Genomic DNA, 15,965 nt, shown 5'->3' on the forward strand with positions numbered 1-15,965 from the left:
AACCGCAAGGCCCCTCTCGATACGAACGCAGGGGCCAGCGGAGAATCAGCTACCTGACCGGCACGAAGGGATTGCCAAACCTGGCCAGGTAAGACTCACCGAATTTATAAGACGCGTAATCGGTGAGGTGCCCGACATCGCGATAAACCGGGACGCCTTCTAGCGCTGTCGCGCAGGTGGTATCGGAACATTGCACCCGCTTCGGATCGATGATGATCAGATCCGGATACTGCTTTTGAAGCTCAGCAAAAAGTTGGTTCAACCAGGGGTCCTGGCCGACAGGCCGGGGAGCCGAGCTGCACTTCTCGACCTCCTCGCGACTGCCAAGTAATCCACGCGACTTGACGACGTGGTACAGACAATCGTTGACACCGGCCGGCATCGTGAGTGGTGACTTGATGAAAACAGGCGTCGCGCCGGATTTTTGTATGGCATTGAGCCCCTCCCGGATCGCAACTTCGACACGCTGGTGCGACAGCTCGGTGCTGCGTGGATCATCCAGCCGGGTTACAACAGCGTCTCCTGTGTAATTTTCCCAGATCAGTCCGAGGATCACGTACTTGTAGTGATGACTGGCAATCAGGTCGTAGTACTGACGACTGGCATCCTGACACTCGGTGTAGAGCCGATCCTTGAATGTCCACCAATTGTACAAATAGACACTCGGCAGCGTCAGACACGACGGAAAAGCCTGAGCCAATACAGAAAAGCCGGCATCCCTGGCCAATGTATCGATGAAGCCCCACTGCTGATTCGAGAAGGAATCCCCCATCAGAAGCGCCTGCGGCTGTGGTTGCGGCGCCCCCATGATGCAGCGGGAATCGGAGCCGTCGTTGACCCCGCCCAGACAGTGCTCTCTGTTGGGCGCTTCGGCGGCCCTGAGCTTGCTGAGTACACCCGTATTGCCGCTGTCGAAGCGCGCAGGCCAGCTATCGTGCTTTTTGCTGACGGAGTAAAGCAGTGACGTACAGATGACGGGTATTACCACAAGCACCAGCAATGTTCTGGTGAACGACACCTTCAAGCCTCGAAAGCGTTTCTCGATCAAGGCATAGGAAATACAAGCGAATGCAAAGGTGACGATGAAAAAACCGGCCTTGACTGGAGTCGTCAGGGCAACACCCAGATAACTCAACAATGCCAGCAATGGCCAATGCCAGAGATACAGCGAATAGGAGCGCGCTCCGATGAAAACCAGCGGCGGGCTGGACAGCAGTCGCGACACTCGGTTTCTTTCCTGAGTACCGCAATACAGTAGAAGCGCTGTGGCCACACACACCGCAACCGCGTGGTAGTCCGGAAACCCCTGAAGAATGCCCGGGCGAGTCGCGCAATACCCCAGAACAGCAGCCGCCAATACGCCCAGCAGCGTCATCGTCGCCGAACCGGGTACTGAACGCGCGGCGGGTAGAAACACCACACAAGATCCGATCAGCAACTCGAATATACGCGCCGAGAAGTAGTAATAACCCTTGTCCGGAGATTGATGGCAAAGCCACAACGCCAGCGCCATCGCGCCCAGCGTCAACAGTACGACAACCCCATTGAGCTGACTGCGCGACAAGTAGCGATCCAGGAGCCACAGCCCCAGCGGCAGGAAGAAATACCACTGCCACTCCACCGCCAGAGACCAAGTATGAAGCAGCAGGAGGCTGGCTGCTCCCGGCGCGGCATAGCCCGTGGTTTCGTGGGCGAAGAACTGATTGGAGACGAATCGGGTCGTACTCCTCGCACTGTCGAGGAAAACTTTGAAGTCGTCAGGTAAATAGAAAGCAACCGCCATGATCAGCGTGACAGTCAGTAAAGCCAGCACTGCTGGCTGCAACCGCCAGATACGCCTCGTATAAAACCCCGAGAAACTGAATGAACCCCGATCAATGGACTGAAGAATGATCGACGTGGTCAGAAAGCCCGATATGACGAAGAAGATATCCACCCCGACAAAACCGGCAGGCAGAAACGTGAACCCGGCGTGATAGATCAACACCAGCAACACAGCAATGGCCCGCAGGCCGTCAATGTCCGGGCGGTAGGTGATTGAACGGTGGGTCCGGGCGTCCGACGTATCAAGCGCTTGCGCAGTAGAGTGCCTGATCGGGTAAACAACTGTGGCGCTCACACGCCCTTCCAGAGATTCGTGGATATCCTTTGACACGATGGAACATTCCTTATGAAACGGCGCTGTCATGAACAACAATGACAAATCGGGTGTTGAGGGCCCCGGACAGTTGATAGCAAAAGAATGGCCATTCTAAGGGAACCCATCCCCGACTTCAGTAATATTTCTCAACAGGATCAGATGGTTAAAACAGCACTACTCACTCTGGCGCCGCCCACCTTCGGCGGCTGAACTTGAGCCGCAGACGCAGGCGTCGGTGCTCGTCCGGCGCCATGGCGTCAGCCGGAATGCACACGTTTCTCACCCAACGCCGCGCCAGCCAGTGCCCCTTGGCTGGCCTGAATCTGAGCAAAACCAGCAAGGGCAACGCCATGCTGTCCCGACGCAACTGCACCGGCTGCCAGCCCGAACGCTGGCTCCACAGCTGCCAGCCACCGCTGTCGCGGCGCAAGGCGGTGAACGCGTCAGGGGTGTTCAACAGAATCGACCGGTGCAAATGACGCACCGCATGCAGCACGCACAGCAATACGCCGACGGTCTTGGCCCAGAAAGGAATATAAAGAAGGGAAATCGAGATCAGCGCCAGTGACAAGACGCCGAGGTATGCCGTCAGCAGGCCTCTTGAGCCCTGCCAACGGCATTCGAACCGGTCATTTCGGCTGGACACGGTCCAGGATCATGCGAACCATGCGCTGCAGTTCGGGATCTTCCGACTCGCCGCGCTGCATGAACCAGACGAACATGTCCTGGTCTTCGCAGGTCAACAGACGCACGTAAAGCGCGCGATCGACGTCATTGAGCGATGGATAGACTTCTTTGACAAACGGCACCAGCAGGACATCCAGCTCGAGCATGCCGCGGCGGCTGTGCCAAAAGAGGCGGTTGAGTTCAACATCTTCGACCATGGAGCGCTCCTCGAATTTGGCGCCGAGTATACAGCGCCAGTACCGGTTGGCGTACCCGCGATTAGTCGCAATGGATTGCATAAACGAGGCGCGGCACTATGATGGTGCCCCAGACCTTTTCCCCCTGCGATGACCCATGGCCGATTCAGCTTTCTTCTGCCCGCTGTCCCACGAAGGTGTACTGGCCGTTCGCGGCGTAGACGCCAGCAAGTTTCTTCAAGGCCAACTGACCTGCAACATGGATTACCTGAGCGAGGCCAAAGCCACGCTGGGCGCCCGTTGCACGCAGAAGGGCCGCATGCAGTCCAGCTTCCGCATCCTGCTCGAAGGCGACGGCGTGGTGCTGGCCATGGCCAGCGAGCTGATCGAAGCGCAATTGCTGGACCTGAAAAAATACGCGGTGTTTTCCAAATCCAAACTAACCGACGAAAGCGCGGCCTGGGCGCGATTTGGCCTGACCAACGGCGATGCAGCACTGAAAAGCCTTGGTCTGGAACTGGCCGAGGAGACCGACGCCGTCGCCCGCGCCAATGATCTGATTGCCATCCGCGTCTCCCCTGCCCGCGCCGAACTCTGGGTGCGCGCCGATCAAGCCGTCGAGGTGGGCAATCGTTTGGCTGCTCAACTGCCTGAAGGCTCGCTCAACGACTGGCTGCTGGGGCAGATCCGCGCCGGTATCGGCCAGGTGTTCGGCCAGACCCGCGAAGAATTCATCCCGCAGATGATCAACCTGCAGGCCGTGGGCGGCGTCAGCTTCAGAAAAGGCTGCTACACCGGTCAGGAAATCGTCGCGCGGATGCAGTACCTGGGCAAGCTCAAGCGTCGTCTGTATCGCATGAGCCTGGCCGGCAGCGAGCTTCCCGAGCCCGGCACAGAGCTGTTCTCCCCGGTTCACGCCAGCTCCGCAGGCAACGTGGTGATTGCCGCGCGCGCCGGCAGCGGCGTGGAACTGCTGGCGGTGCTGCAGGCCGATGCCGTGGAAGATGGCAATATTCACCTGGGCGCAGCCGATGGCCAGGCGTTGCAACTGGCCGAGCTGCCCTACACTCTGGATGCCAAGCTGGAAACCCAACGTTGAACCACAGTCGTAAACCATGAGTCAGACGTCAGCGCAGTGGTCTGCGCCCCTGCCATCGCACGGCACGCGGCGCTGGTCGTAATGCAATATCCAGAGATTCCGTATGAGTAGCATGGCTGACAAGGTGCAGAAGGACCTGATCAAGGCGATCGACAAGGACGCCTTGTTTCTGCCTACGCTCCCTGAAGTGGCAATGAAAATCCGCCTGGCGGCCGAAGACTCGGAAATCACCATCGCCGATCTGAGCAAGGTCATCGGCAGTGACACCGCACTGTCCGCTCGCCTGATCAAGGTGGTGAACAGCCCGTTGCTGCGCCCCAACTTCGAGGTCAGCGACGTGCTCACCGCCGTGCGCCGCCTGGGAGTGAACTACAGCTGCAACCTGGCGATCGGCCTGGTGGTCGAGCAGATGTTCCACGCCAAGTCCGACGTGATCGAAACCAAGATGCGCGACATCTGGAAACTCAGCCTGCAAGTGGCAGGGGTTGCCAGCGCGCTGAGCCAGCGCAGGCCGCAACTCAAGGCGGACAAGGCGACACTGGCGGGCCTGGTGCACCTGATCGGCGTGCTGCCGATCCTGACCTACGCCGAAGACAACTTCGAGCTGCTGGCCGACCCAGTCAGCCTCAATCACGTCATCGAACGCATTCACCCGATCATTGGCGAACGCCTGCTGCGCTCCTGGGATTTCCCCGAAGCGCTGGCCATCGTTCCGCGGCAGTTCCAGAATTTCACCCGGGTTTCCACCCAGGCCGATTATGTCGATCTGGTGCAGGTGGCGACCGTGCATGTGCACGAGGCCACTGGCCGGCCGTACCCGAATCTGGACGTGATGGCGATGCCAGCCGTCAACCAGTTGGGCCTGAACATGGCCGATGGCGCGTTGATCAATGAGATGAATGAGGCGATGACGCTGCTGTATTGAACCTGACAGATCGCTCCCGCGGGCAAGCCCGGCTGCTGCGAATCGGCAGCGTTCGCAGGATTTGATCACAACCGAGACCCCGTAGCAGCACGGCTTGCCGGCGGGGCGGTGTGTCAGGCGATACATCATTCACAGATCGACCGCGCCCGTCGGCAAGCCGTGCTGCTACGAAGTTGATTCGTGAGCCGGGAAGGTCACGCGCACCTTCAACCCCTGCGGCTCACCATCATGCAAGGTGATCTTCGCCAGATGCGCGCGGCAGATTTCGCCGACGATCGCCAGCCCCAACCCTGCCCCCGTGCCCTGCTGCTGGCTGCGGTAGAAGCGCTGGAACACCCGGTCGCGCTCGTGCAGCGCAATGCCCGGCCCGTCATCCTCGACTTCCAGTACGCAAGGCCCATGCACCCGCAGCACCACGTTGCCGCCCTTGGGCGTGTGGGCCAGGGCGTTGTCCACCAGGTTGCTCAGCAGCTCGTTGAGCAGTGTCGGCTCGCCGCGCATCCATACCGGTTGGTCGGCCTCCAGCGCCAGTGACACGCCGCGCGCATAGGCCAGCGGCGCCATGGCCATGCCCAGCTCCCGCGCCAGCTGGCTGAGATCGAGCAACTCAGCGCCTCCTTCGGCGATGGCCCGCGCGCCGTTTTCGATGCGCGCCAGCGACAGCAACTGGTTGGCCAAGTGAGTGAGTTTATCGGTGCCTGTGGCCGCGCTTTCCAGCGTGCTGCGCCATGCGGCCGGGTCCTGATCCCGCAGCCCCAGCTCGACCCGTGCCTTGAGGGCTGCCAGCGGCGTGCGAAGTTCATGGGAGGCGTCGGCGATGAACTGCGCCTGACGCTCGAACTGCATGCGCAGCCGCTCGGTGAAGTGGTTGAGCGAACTCACCAGCGGCCGCAGCTCGTGCTGCACCTCCACCAGCGGCAGCGAGCGCAGGTCGTCGGGCTCCCGCTCTTCCACCGCCGCGCTCAGCCGATCCAGCGGCCTCAGCGCCGCACTCACCGTGAACCAAACCAACAACAGCGCGCCGCCACCCAGCATGCCCAGGCGCAGCAAGGTGTCGGCCATCAAGCCGCGGGCCATATTCACCCGCTGCTCTTCGGTTTCGGCCACGCGAATTTCCGCGATGCCATTCATGTTCGGCTCGCTCACTGGCCGCAGCAGGCTGACCACCCGCACGTCCTGGCCCAGGTAGCGGCCACTGTAGAACTTGGCCAGCGCCGGATAATCATCGGTACGCGGGGTGCCGGGCGGTGGCGCAGGCAGGTTTTCGTAACCGGAAATCAGCTTCTGGTTGATGTCGTTGACCTGGTAATAAATCCGCCCGGCGCTGTCGTAGGCGAAGGTGTCGAGGGCCACGTAGGGCACATCGGCGCTGAGGGTGCCGTCGCGCTCCGACAGCCCGGCAGCGATGGTTCGCGCCGAGGCCAGCAACGTGCGGTCGTAGGCCGTGTCGGCCGCTTCCCGACCGTTCCAGTAGGCGCTCATGCCGCTGGCGATCATCAGCACCACCAGCAACAGCCCCAGGTTCCACAGCAGCCGCCAGCGCAGGCTGTTCTCGGCGGCGCGGAACGGGTTAAGCATCCCGGCTTTCCAGCAGATAACCCAGGCCGCGGAAGGTCACAATGGCGATAGGGTGCCCGTCGAGCTTCTTGCGCAACCGGTGCACGTAGATTTCGATGGCGTCGGCGCTGGCCTCTTCGTCGAGACCAAACACCTGCGAGGCCAGCTGCTCCTTGCTCATCACCCGGCCCGGGCGGGCGATCAAAGCCTCCAGTACCGATTGCTCGCGAGAGGTCAGGGTCAGGGTTTCTTCGCCCAGGGTGAAGCGGCGGGTGTCGAGGTCGTAGACCAGCTCGCCGCAACGCTGCTGACGCTCCCCGCCCAGGACGCTGCGGCGCAACAAGGCCTTGACCCGCGCCTCGAGCTCGGACAACTCGAAAGGTTTGGCCAGGTAATCATCGGCGCCGAGGTTCAGGCCATGGACCCGATCCTTGACGTCGCTGCGGGCGGTGAGCATCAGGACCGGAGTGTTCTTGCCCCGCGAGCGCAAGCGCGCCAGCACTTCGAAGCCGTCCATGCGCGGCAGGCCGACATCGAGAATGGCGACCGCGTATTCTTCGCTGCCCAAGGCCAGGTCGGCCGCCACGCCATCGTGCAAGACGTCCACAGTCAGGCCGCTGCCCTTGAGCGCCAGCGCGACGCTTTCGGCCAGTTGCAGATGATCTTCGACGAGCAGGACACGCATCGATTTCTCCCGATTGAGGCGTTTGGTGGGGGCGGAGTTTACAGCCGCGCTGGCGTCTGTGAAGGCCCCAAACATGTAAAGAATAGCCACAGCCGCCGGATTTCCGGCCGGCGAAAGGTTCATGAAAGGTAGTTGAAAGGTTGATGAAAGCTTCGCTGATTAGGATCCGGTTACGACTCGTTACGATTGCGCCGTTCATGGCCCGCGTAACGCCCCTGAGTCGTGACGAAAAACGCCTCGATGCGTTTTCAACAATAAAAACAATATCGGAGTCATCGGTGATGCCATCACTGAAATCACAGGCCCTCGCGCCTCGAAAATCCCGTCCTGTTTTGAGTTCGTCTCGCCGCTTGCGCGCGCGACGTGTCGTCACGTCCCGGTTTCTGTCTGCATTGCGAAAGCCATCTGCCTGACCGAGCACCTTTAAAAACAACAACTCCATCGGAGACTGACCATGAATCTATCGTTGCGCCGTATCAGCGTCGCTGCCAGCTGCATGCTGGTGGCCACTCAACTGTGGGCTGCCGAGCCCAACCGCCCTGAATGCATCGCACCGGCCTCGCCCGGCGGCGGCTTCGACCTGACCTGCAAACTGGCCCAGAGCGCGCTGGTCAACGAGAAAATTCTGACCAAACCGATGCGCGTGACCTACATGCCAGGTGGCGTAGGCGCGGTGGCCTACAACGCAGTGGTCGCTCAGCGCCCTGCCGACGCCGGCACCCTGGTGGCCTGGTCCAGCGGTTCGTTGCTGAACCTGGCGCAGGGCAAGTTCGGTCGCTTCGATGAAAACGCCGTGCGCTGGCTGGCAGCGGTCGGCACCAGCTACGGCGCGATCGCAGTGAAATCCGATTCGCCTTACAAGACCCTCGACGATCTGGTCAAGGCGCTCAAAGCCGACCCGAGCAAAGTGGTGATCGGCTCCGGCGGCACCGTCGGCAGCCAGGACTGGATGCAGACCGCGCTGATCGCCAAGGCCGCCGGCATCAACCCGCGTGACCTGCGTTACGTGGCCCTCGAAGGCGGCGGCGAAATCGCCACCGCGCTGCTCGGCGGGCACATTCAAGTGGGCTCCACCGACATCTCCGACTCCATGCCGCACATCCTGAGCGGCGACATGCGCCTGTTGGCGGTGTTCTCCGAACAGCGTCTGGACGAGCCGGAAATGAAGAACATCCCGACCGCCAAGGAACAGGGCTACGACATCGTCTGGCCAGTGGTGCGCGGCTTCTACCTCGGCCCGAAAGTCACAGACGAGGAATACAACTGGTGGAAAGCCTCGTTCGACAAGCTGCTGGCTTCCGACGATTTCGCCAAGCTGCGTGACCAGCGCGAGCTGTTCCCGTTCGCCATGACCGGCCCGGAACTGGACACCTACGTGAAAAAGCAGGTCGCCGACTACAAGATGCTGGCCAAGGAATTCGGCCTGATTCAGTGATTGAAGCCGATCGATGGCTTTTCTATTGACTGATTGAGCACGCCGCCTCCTGCGCGGGGGCGGCGTGCGGAGAATTTTCCATGGTCTTGCAACGACTTTTCGCCTTGGTGCTGCTGCTGGTCTGTATCGGCCTGGCACTGATGGCTTGGCCTTATCAGGCGCCGTTTTCCTACGAGCCGGTCGGCCCGCGGGCGTTCCCGCTGCTGATGCTGGCACTCATGGGCGTATCCCTCCTGTACATGCTGTTTCGTCCGACCCCGATCAAGCACTCCGAAGACGAGCCACCGCTGGATCGCCCGACCCTGGTCAAGATCGCCATCTGCACGGCGCTGCTGCTGGTCTTCGCCGGCTGCTTCGAACCGCTGGGCTTCGTGCTCAGCAGCATGCTGATCGGCATTCCCATGGCCCGCCTGTATGGCGGCCGCTGGCTGCCGAGCATCGTCATCACCACCCTGATGAGCATCCTGTTGTACGTGCTCTTCGACAAAGTGATGGATGTACCGCTGCCCCTGGGCCTGCTCGACGTTCTGGAGAACTGATATGGATACTCTCGGCTATCTCGGCCAGGGCTTCGGCGTCGCGCTGACCCCGTACAACCTGGTCACTGCCCTTTCCGGCACCCTGATCGGCACCATCGTCGGCCTGCTGCCAGGCCTGGGCCCGATCAATGGCGTGGCGCTGCTGATCCCCATCGCGTTCGCCCTGGGCCTGCCGCCCGAGTCGGCGCTGATCCTGCTGGCCGCGGTTTATCTGGGCTGCGAATACGGCGGACGCATCAGCTCGATCCTGCTCAACATCCCCGGCGAAGCCTCGACCGTGATGACCGCGCTGGATGGCTACCCGATGGCCCGTCAGGGCCTGGCCGGCGTGGCGTTGTCGCTGTCGGCGTGGAGTTCGTTCATCGGCGCGCTGATCGCCACCTGCGGCATGGTGATGTTCGCGCCGCTGCTCGCCAAATGGGCGATCGCCTTCGGACCCGCCGAATACTTCGTGTTGATGGTGTTCGCGATTGTCTGCCTGGGCGGCATGGCGGGTGATCGACCGCTGAAAACCTTTATCGCGGCGCTGATCGGCCTGTTCCTGTCGAGCATCGGCATCGACGCCAACAGCGGCGTGTACCGTTTCACCGGCGACAACATCCACTTGGCCGACGGCATTCAGTTCGTGGTGCTGGTGCTGGGCCTGTTCTCGATCAGCGAAATCCTGCTGTTGCTGGAAAAGACCCATCGCGGCCAGGAAGCGGTCAAAGCCACCGGGCGCATGCTGTTCAACTTCAAGGAAGCCAGCTCGGTCTTTATCGTCAACATCCGTTGCGGCCTGATGGGTTTCATCATGGGCGTGCTGCCCGGTGCCGGAGCCACGCTGGCCAGTGCCGTGACCTACATGACCGAGAAACGTATCGCAGGCGCGAGCGGAAAATTCGGACAAGGCGACATGCGCGGTCTGGCAGCCCCGGAAACGGCCATCGGCGCCACCGCCTGTGGCGCCCTGGTGCCGATGCTGACCCTTGGCGTTCCGGGTTCGGGCACCACTGCGGTGATGATCGGCGCGCTGTCGCTGTACAACATCACCCCGGGCCCGCTGTTGTTCCAACAGCAACCGGACATCGTCTGGGGCCTGATCGCGTCGTTGTTCGTCGCCAACATCATGCTGGTGATCCTCAACATCCCGATGATCCGCGTCTTCACCCGCATCCTCTCGGTGCCGAACTGGGCCCTGGTGCCGGTCATCGCGATCATCACCGGGATCGGCGTCTACGCGGTTCACGCCACCACCTTCGACCTGTTCCTGATGGTCGGCATCGGCATCTTCGGTTACATCCTGCGCAAGCTGGACTTCCCGCTGTCGCCGATCCTGCTGGGTTTCATCCTCGGCGGGCTGATGGAGCAGAACCTGCGCCGCGCGCTGTCGATCTCCAACGGTGCGATGGACATCCTCTGGTCCAGCCCGATCACCGTCGGCGTCTGGGTGGTGACCGCGTTCATGCTGGTGCTGCCGCTGCTGCGCATCTGGCGCAAGCGCTCGGTTCAGCGTCGCGCGCTGGCCGATGTCTGACCGGCCCTTCAAGACCTGGTGGGGAACACCGCTGGTCGGCCTGCTGGGGGGATACCTCGCCAGCCAGGTCGGCTGGCCCTTGCCCTGGATGGTCGGCTCGCTGTTGGCGATCATCCTGGTTCGCTGCCTGACACCCTGGCAGCTGGCTGAAATTCCCGGCGGTCGCAAATGCGGCCAATGGGTGGTGGGCATCGGCATCGGCCTGCACTTCACTCCCGTCGTCATCGAACAAGTCCTTTCACACTTCGGCCTGATCTTCATCGGCGCACTGGTGACCAGCGTTTCCAGCGTGGTCGGCGTGTGGCTGATGCTGCGCACCGGCGAAGACCGCGCCACCGCGTTCTTTTCCAGCATGCCCGGCGGCTCGGGAGAGATGGTCAACCTCGGCGCGCGCAACGGCGCGATCCTCAGCAACGTCGCGGCAGGCCAGAGCCTGCGGGTGCTGGCCGTGGTGCTGTGCGTGCCGGCGATCTTCAAATACCTGATGGGCAATGGCGCCCCGCCCTCCCACGCCACGGTGGTGGACTGGACGTGGCTGGCGCTGTTGTTTCCACTGGGTGCGCTGGTGGCCTGGGGCTGGCAGCGCTTGAAACAGCCCAACCCGTGGCTGTTCGGGCCGTTGCTGGTGAGCGCCGTGATCAGCGTCAGCTTCGATCTGCACATCGGCCTGCCCAACGGCGGCAGCCAGATCGGCCAGTGGCTGATCGGCAGCGGCCTGGGTTGTCACTTCAACCGCGCGTTCTTCCGCCGGGCGCCCTCGTTCATGGGCCGCACGCTGATCGGCACCGCGCTGACCATGAGCATCGCGGCGCTGTGCGCCTGGATACTCAGCGCAGCGACCCACCTGGACCTGCGCTCGCTGACCCTGGGCATGATGCCCGGCGGTATCGCGGAAATGAGCCTGACCGCCGAGGTGCTGCAGCTTTCGGTGCCGCTGGTGACGGCGATGCAGGTGATGCGTTTGTTGTTCGTGCTGTTTCTGGCCGAGCCGTTGTTCAGGTATTGGAACCGGCAGCCGGTGGCGTGAAGTGACGCAAATCCAATGTGGGAGCCGGCTTGCTGGCGAATACGGTGTGTCAATCAACGCTGTGTTGTCTGACCTGCCGCATTCGCCAGCAAGCCGGCTCCCACAGAGTTTGCGCTAGACGTCAGCCGGCAACCGCCACTCGATCGGCGCAAGGCCGTTCTCGACCAGATACTTGTTCGCCCGACTGAAATGCCCGCACCCCAGAAACCCTCGATACGCCGACAGCGGTGATGGGTGCACCGAGGTCAGGATCAGGTGCTTGGTGGCGTCGATCAGTTTCTTCTTGCTCTGCGCATGGGAGCCCCACAGCAGGAACACCAGATGCGGTTGGTGGGCGCTGACGGTTTCGATGATCTTGTCGGTGAAATACTGCCAGCCCTTGCCGGCGTGTGAAGCGGCGTTGGCACGTTCGACGGTCAGGGTGGTGTTGAGCATCAGCACGCCCTGATCGGCCCAGGACTGCAGATAGCCGTGGTTGGGGATGTCGATGTTGAGGTCGCGCTTGAGCTCTTTATAGATGTTGACCAGCGACGGCGGCGCCGGCACACCCGGCTGCACCGAGAAGCACAGCCCGTGGGCCTGGTTCGGGCCGTGGTACGGGTCCTGGCCGAGGATGACTACCTTGACGTTGTCCAGCGGTGTTGAGTTGAGCGCATTGAAGATTAGCGGGCCCGGTGGATAGATCTCTTTGCCCGCCGCGTGCTCCTGGCGCAGGAACTCGCGCAGTTCGCCCATGTAGGGCTGTTCGAATTCTGCACGCAGGGCCTGCTTCCAGCTGGGCTCGAGTTTGATGCGGTCGTCGTCGGTCATGGTCGTATCCGGAAAAACAATGGGCGGACTTTAGGGGCTGCGACCATTTATTTCCAGCGCAACGCGCCACGCTTTTCCTACACTCCAGTGCATCGGCCCGGTGCAACTTCCCGATCTAGACGGCACTCACAGTGCTTGATGAAGGCCATGACCCAGAACACGAGGTCACGATGAATCTGCAATTCGAAGAGCTCATTGGAACCGGCGGCGCCCGACTGGGCATCGCCACGCTGGATGCAGAAAAATCACTGAATGCCCTGTCGCTGCCGATGATTCTGGCGCTGCGCGAACGCCTCGACGCCTGGGCTGGCGATCCGCAGATCGTCTGCGTGCTGTTGCGCGGCAACGGCGAGAAAGCCTTCTGCGCAGGCGGCGATGTGCGGTCGCTGGTCGAGGCCGGGCGAGGCAAGCCCGGAAAAGTCCCGACACTGGCCGCGCAGTTCTTCGCCGCGGAATACCGGCTGGATTTCCAGCTTCATACCTTTCCCAAGCCCTTGATCTGCTGGGGCCACGGCTACGTGCTCGGCGGCGGCATGGGCCTGCTGCAGGGCACCAACATCCGCGTGGTGACACCGGGCAGCCGCCTGGCGATGCCTGAGATCAGCATCGGCCTGTACCCGGATGTCGGCGCCAGCTGGTTTCTGTCCCGGTTGCCGGGAAAACTGGGGCTGTTTCTGGGCCTGACCGGCGCGCATATCAACGCCCGCGACGCGCTGGATCTGGACCTGGCAGACCGCTTGCTGCCAGACGATCAACAGGAAGAAATGATCGATCGGCTGTTGCAGCTCAACTGGCAGGAACAGACCGCCGTGCAGCTCAACAGCCTGTTCAAGGCTCTGGAGCAGGAAGCGCGGGATCAGCGGCCTGAGCCGCAGTGGCTACCCCGCCGTCAGCAGATTGATGAGCTGCTGGATGTCGCGGACGTTGCATGTGCCTGGAACGCCTTGAAGCGCCAACTGCACTCAAGCGACGCGTTGCTGGCCAAGGCGGCGAAAACCCTGAGTGAAGGCTGCCCGATGACCGCGCATCTGGTCTGGGAACAGATCCGCCGCGCCCGGCATTCGTCGTTGGCCGAGGTGTTTCAGATGGAATACACCATGAGCCTGAACTGCTGCCGGCATCCGGAGTTCGCCGAGGGCGTGCGGGCGCGGCTGATCGACAAGGATCACAAGCCGCACTGGCACTGGCCGGATGTCGCGACGATTCCGCAGGCGGTGGTGGATGCACATTTTGAAAAGGCGTGGGAGGGACGGCATCCGTTGGCGGATCTTTCAGGGTACTGAACTAGAAACGGCGCTCACCAGAGCGCCGTTTTGTTTACATCACCGGTTCCCACCACCCGGCCCCCCATGGCCGCCGCGACCGAAATTGCCGTCTTCGCGGACATTGCCACCTGAGGGTCTGCCTGGCGTGAAACCACCACCGCCTCCACCGCCGTGGTTGCCGTTCCATCCACCACCACCCAGCCCCGGCCGGGGTCCGGTGGGTGGAGGCCGGTAGCCCGAGCCGCCATTCCAGTTGTGGCCACCACCGTTCCAGTGGCCGCCGCCATAGCCAGGCCGCCCGCCGTCATAACCCGGACGAGGCCCGTAGTAACGCGGTGGCGGCGCGTAATACCGGGGCGGTGAATAGTAGCGTGGCGCCGAGTAATAACGCGGCGATGAGTAGTAGACCGAAGAGCCGCCGTAGAACCCGGTCGGCCCGTAAGGGCGATAGCTGTCATACACGTAGCCGCTGCTGTACCCGCTGCTGTAGACGGGCTGCGTGTAGGTCTCTGATTCGTAGTAGCCTCCGTAGCAACCGGCCAGGGACAGGGTCATCAAAAGGGTAATCAGGCTTCGTCGATACATGGCGGCCTCCTGGACCGCGATAGAGCACAAACCAGCGGCGCTGGTCGGCGTTCTCACAACTGCCGAGAACGTAAATTCAGACTGCAAAATCCGTCGCGAGTGCCCCATTCCAAAACTCATCCGCCGGACGGCGCCCCGCAACGGTGCACGCTGCAACGTCTCGATATGCCTGAGATTTCCACGCACGCCGCAGCCCCCATGGGTTGTGGGCACTTGGCACGGCTCTGGCTATGAAAACCCCGTGCAGGAGTCACTCAAGGTTCGCGGCACCACAATTTGCAAATAGCCGACTAGGGTTCCGGCTCGCTTGACGCGAGTGGCTGGTCCGAGAGTCGGCGACCTCCAGTAGAGGTTACACGGCGGGATAAAAGCCCGGGAGACAGGACACCGATGGTGTCGCCGGACTCCTGCCCGCCCCTTTTCGTTACTGGAGGTTTTTCACGATGCAAACATCCCGTCTGTTCGGCTTGCTCACCGCAGGCCTCATCGCTGCTCTAAGCCTCTCGGCCACCGCCGCCCCGAAAAAGGATTTCGATGTCTGCTGGACCATCTATGCCGGCTGGATGCCATGGGAATACGCAGGGACCCAGGGCATCGTCGACAAATGGGCCAAGAAGTACGGCATCAATATTAAAGTCACCCAGCTCAACGACTACGTCGAATCGATCAACCAGTACACCGCCGGCCAGTTCGACGGCTGCACCATGACCAACATGGACGCCCTGACCATTCCGGCAGCCGGTGGCGTGGAAAGCACCGCGCTGGTGGTCAGCGACTTCTCCAACGGCAACGACGGCATCGTGATCAAGGGCGACGGCAAGAAAGTCGCCGACCTCAAGGGCATGGACGTCAATCTGGTGGAACTGTCGGTCTCGCACTACCTGCTGGCCCGCGCGCTGGATTCGGTGGACCTGACCGAGAAAGACCTGAAAGTGGTCAACACCTCCGATGCCGACATCGCCGCCGCCTTCAACACCGACCAGGTCAAGGCCGTCACCACCTGGAACCCGATGCTGTCGGAAATCAAGGCCAAGCCTGGCGTCACCCAAGTGTTCGACTCGAGCAAGATCCCCGGCGAGATCATGGACATGATGGTGGTCAACTCCCAGACCCTCAAGGACAACCCGGCGCTGGGCAAGGCCCTGACCGGTGCCTGGTTCGAAGTGGTGGCGCTGATGAACGCGAAAAACGCCGAATCGACCCAGGCGCTGGAGCACATGGCCAAGGCCTCGGGCACTGATCTGGCCGGCTTCCAGGCGCAATTGCAGACCACCAAACTGTTCGCCACGCCGAAAGAGGCGCTGGAGTTCGCCACCAGCAAACAGCTGCCCGTCACCATGCGCAAGGTCGCCGACTTCTCCTTCGAGCATGGCCTGCTCGGCGAAGGCGCCAAGGATGCCAGCGCGGTGGGCATGACTTTCGCCAACAACGTGAGCGAAGGCGACAAGGGCAACCTCAAGCTGCACTTCGACCCCACCTACGTACAGATGGCGGCCGACGGCACGTTGTAATCCCCGCA

General features: G+C 61.9%; 15 protein-coding genes and 1 riboswitch. Of the genes, 8 read left to right on the forward strand and 7 right to left on the reverse strand.

The window, feature by feature from the left end; translation table 11 throughout:
- Positions 1–49: 49 nt before the first annotated feature.
- From AC1MEK_RS04255 to AC1MEK_RS04265, 3 genes are all read right to left on the reverse strand, one after another.
- Complete coding sequence (locus AC1MEK_RS04255) at positions 50–2,155, reverse strand: acyltransferase family protein (RefSeq protein WP_480395013.1); 2,106 nt, start codon at positions 2,153–2,155, stop codon at positions 50–52.
- Positions 2,156–2,318: 163 nt separating this feature from the next.
- Positions 2,319–2,786 (reverse strand): protein YgfX, encoded by a 468-nt coding sequence (locus AC1MEK_RS04260; RefSeq protein ID WP_480395014.1) that lies wholly within the window; start codon positions 2,784–2,786, stop codon positions 2,319–2,321.
- Positions 2,770–3,024: an FAD assembly factor SdhE gene (locus AC1MEK_RS04265; RefSeq protein WP_480395015.1), complete on the reverse strand. Its 255-nt coding sequence runs from the start codon at positions 3,022–3,024 to the stop codon at positions 2,770–2,772. The genes AC1MEK_RS04260 and AC1MEK_RS04265 overlap by 17 nt, the downstream gene beginning before the upstream one ends.
- Before the next feature lie 136 nt (positions 3,025–3,160).
- On the opposite strand from AC1MEK_RS04265, the gene ygfZ reads away from it, so the two are divergent.
- Together ygfZ and AC1MEK_RS04275 are read left to right on the forward strand one after the other, a co-directional pair.
- Positions 3,161–4,102: a CAF17-like 4Fe-4S cluster assembly/insertion protein YgfZ gene (gene ygfZ, locus AC1MEK_RS04270; protein ID WP_480395016.1), complete on the forward strand. Its 942-nt coding sequence runs from the start codon at positions 3,161–3,163 to the stop codon at positions 4,100–4,102.
- Between the two features lie 103 nt (positions 4,103–4,205).
- On the forward strand, positions 4,206–5,027 hold the full coding sequence (locus AC1MEK_RS04275; protein WP_480395017.1) for an HDOD domain-containing protein: 822 nt from the start codon (positions 4,206–4,208) through the stop codon (positions 5,025–5,027).
- Between the two features lie 165 nt (positions 5,028–5,192).
- On the opposite strand, the gene AC1MEK_RS04280 is transcribed toward AC1MEK_RS04275, so the two are convergent.
- Together AC1MEK_RS04280 and AC1MEK_RS04285 are read right to left on the reverse strand one after the other, a co-directional pair.
- Positions 5,193–6,605 carry a sensor histidine kinase gene (locus tag AC1MEK_RS04280; protein ID WP_480395018.1) on the reverse strand — a complete coding sequence of 471 codons (1,413 nt, stop codon included), beginning with the start codon at positions 6,603–6,605 and terminating at the stop codon, positions 5,193–5,195.
- Positions 6,598–7,269, reverse strand: a complete 672-nt coding sequence (locus AC1MEK_RS04285; RefSeq protein ID WP_480395019.1) for a response regulator — start codon at positions 7,267–7,269, stop codon at positions 6,598–6,600. The genes AC1MEK_RS04280 and AC1MEK_RS04285 overlap by 8 nt, the downstream gene beginning before the upstream one ends.
- 448 nt (positions 7,270–7,717) lie before the next feature.
- Between AC1MEK_RS04285 and AC1MEK_RS04290 the strand changes: the two genes are divergently transcribed.
- The 4 genes from AC1MEK_RS04290 to AC1MEK_RS04305 all read left to right on the forward strand — a co-directional run bounded on the left by AC1MEK_RS04290 (position 7,718) and on the right by AC1MEK_RS04305 (position 11,786).
- The gene (locus AC1MEK_RS04290) at positions 7,718–8,704 is read left to right on the forward strand and encodes a Bug family tripartite tricarboxylate transporter substrate binding protein (protein WP_480395269.1); all 987 of its coding nucleotides are present in this window, start codon (positions 7,718–7,720) and stop codon (positions 8,702–8,704) included.
- A gap of 80 nt (positions 8,705–8,784) precedes the next feature.
- Positions 8,785–9,243 carry a tripartite tricarboxylate transporter TctB family protein gene (locus tag AC1MEK_RS04295; RefSeq protein ID WP_480395020.1) on the forward strand — a complete coding sequence of 153 codons (459 nt, stop codon included), beginning with the start codon at positions 8,785–8,787 and terminating at the stop codon, positions 9,241–9,243.
- A gap of 1 nt (position 9,244) precedes the next feature.
- A complete protein-coding gene (locus AC1MEK_RS04300) occupies positions 9,245–10,759 on the forward strand; it encodes a tripartite tricarboxylate transporter permease (protein WP_480395021.1) in 1,515 nt (504 codons plus the stop codon).
- Entirely contained in the window at positions 10,752–11,786 is a 1,035-nt protein-coding gene (locus AC1MEK_RS04305; protein ID WP_480395022.1) for an AbrB family transcriptional regulator, read from the forward strand. The genes AC1MEK_RS04300 and AC1MEK_RS04305 overlap by 8 nt, the downstream gene beginning before the upstream one ends.
- A gap of 114 nt (positions 11,787–11,900) precedes the next feature.
- Here AC1MEK_RS04305 and ung read toward each other — a convergent pair whose 3' ends face one another.
- The gene (ung, locus tag AC1MEK_RS04310) at positions 11,901–12,596 is read right to left on the reverse strand and encodes a uracil-DNA glycosylase (protein ID WP_480395023.1); all 696 of its coding nucleotides are present in this window, start codon (positions 12,594–12,596) and stop codon (positions 11,901–11,903) included.
- Between the two features lie 170 nt (positions 12,597–12,766).
- Between ung and AC1MEK_RS04315 the strand changes: the two genes are divergently transcribed.
- The gene (locus AC1MEK_RS04315) at positions 12,767–13,879 is read left to right on the forward strand and encodes an enoyl-CoA hydratase/isomerase family protein (protein WP_480395024.1); all 1,113 of its coding nucleotides are present in this window, start codon (positions 12,767–12,769) and stop codon (positions 13,877–13,879) included.
- 39 nt (positions 13,880–13,918) lie between these two features.
- Here AC1MEK_RS04315 and AC1MEK_RS04320 read toward each other — a convergent pair whose 3' ends face one another.
- Positions 13,919–14,446, reverse strand: a complete 528-nt coding sequence (locus AC1MEK_RS04320) for a hypothetical protein (protein ID WP_480395025.1) — start codon at positions 14,444–14,446, stop codon at positions 13,919–13,921.
- Between the two features lie 279 nt (positions 14,447–14,725).
- A riboswitch (guanidine-I (ykkC/yxkD leader) is annotated at positions 14,726–14,827 on the forward strand.
- A 62-nt stretch (positions 14,828–14,889) separates the two neighbouring features.
- Here AC1MEK_RS04320 and AC1MEK_RS04325 point away from each other — a divergent pair.
- Positions 14,890–15,957 carry a putative urea ABC transporter substrate-binding protein gene (locus AC1MEK_RS04325; protein ID WP_480395026.1) on the forward strand — a complete coding sequence of 356 codons (1,068 nt, stop codon included), beginning with the start codon at positions 14,890–14,892 and terminating at the stop codon, positions 15,955–15,957.
- Positions 15,958–15,965 lie beyond the last annotated feature (8 nt).

This window comes from Pseudomonas sp. 2, assembly GCF_056627435.1.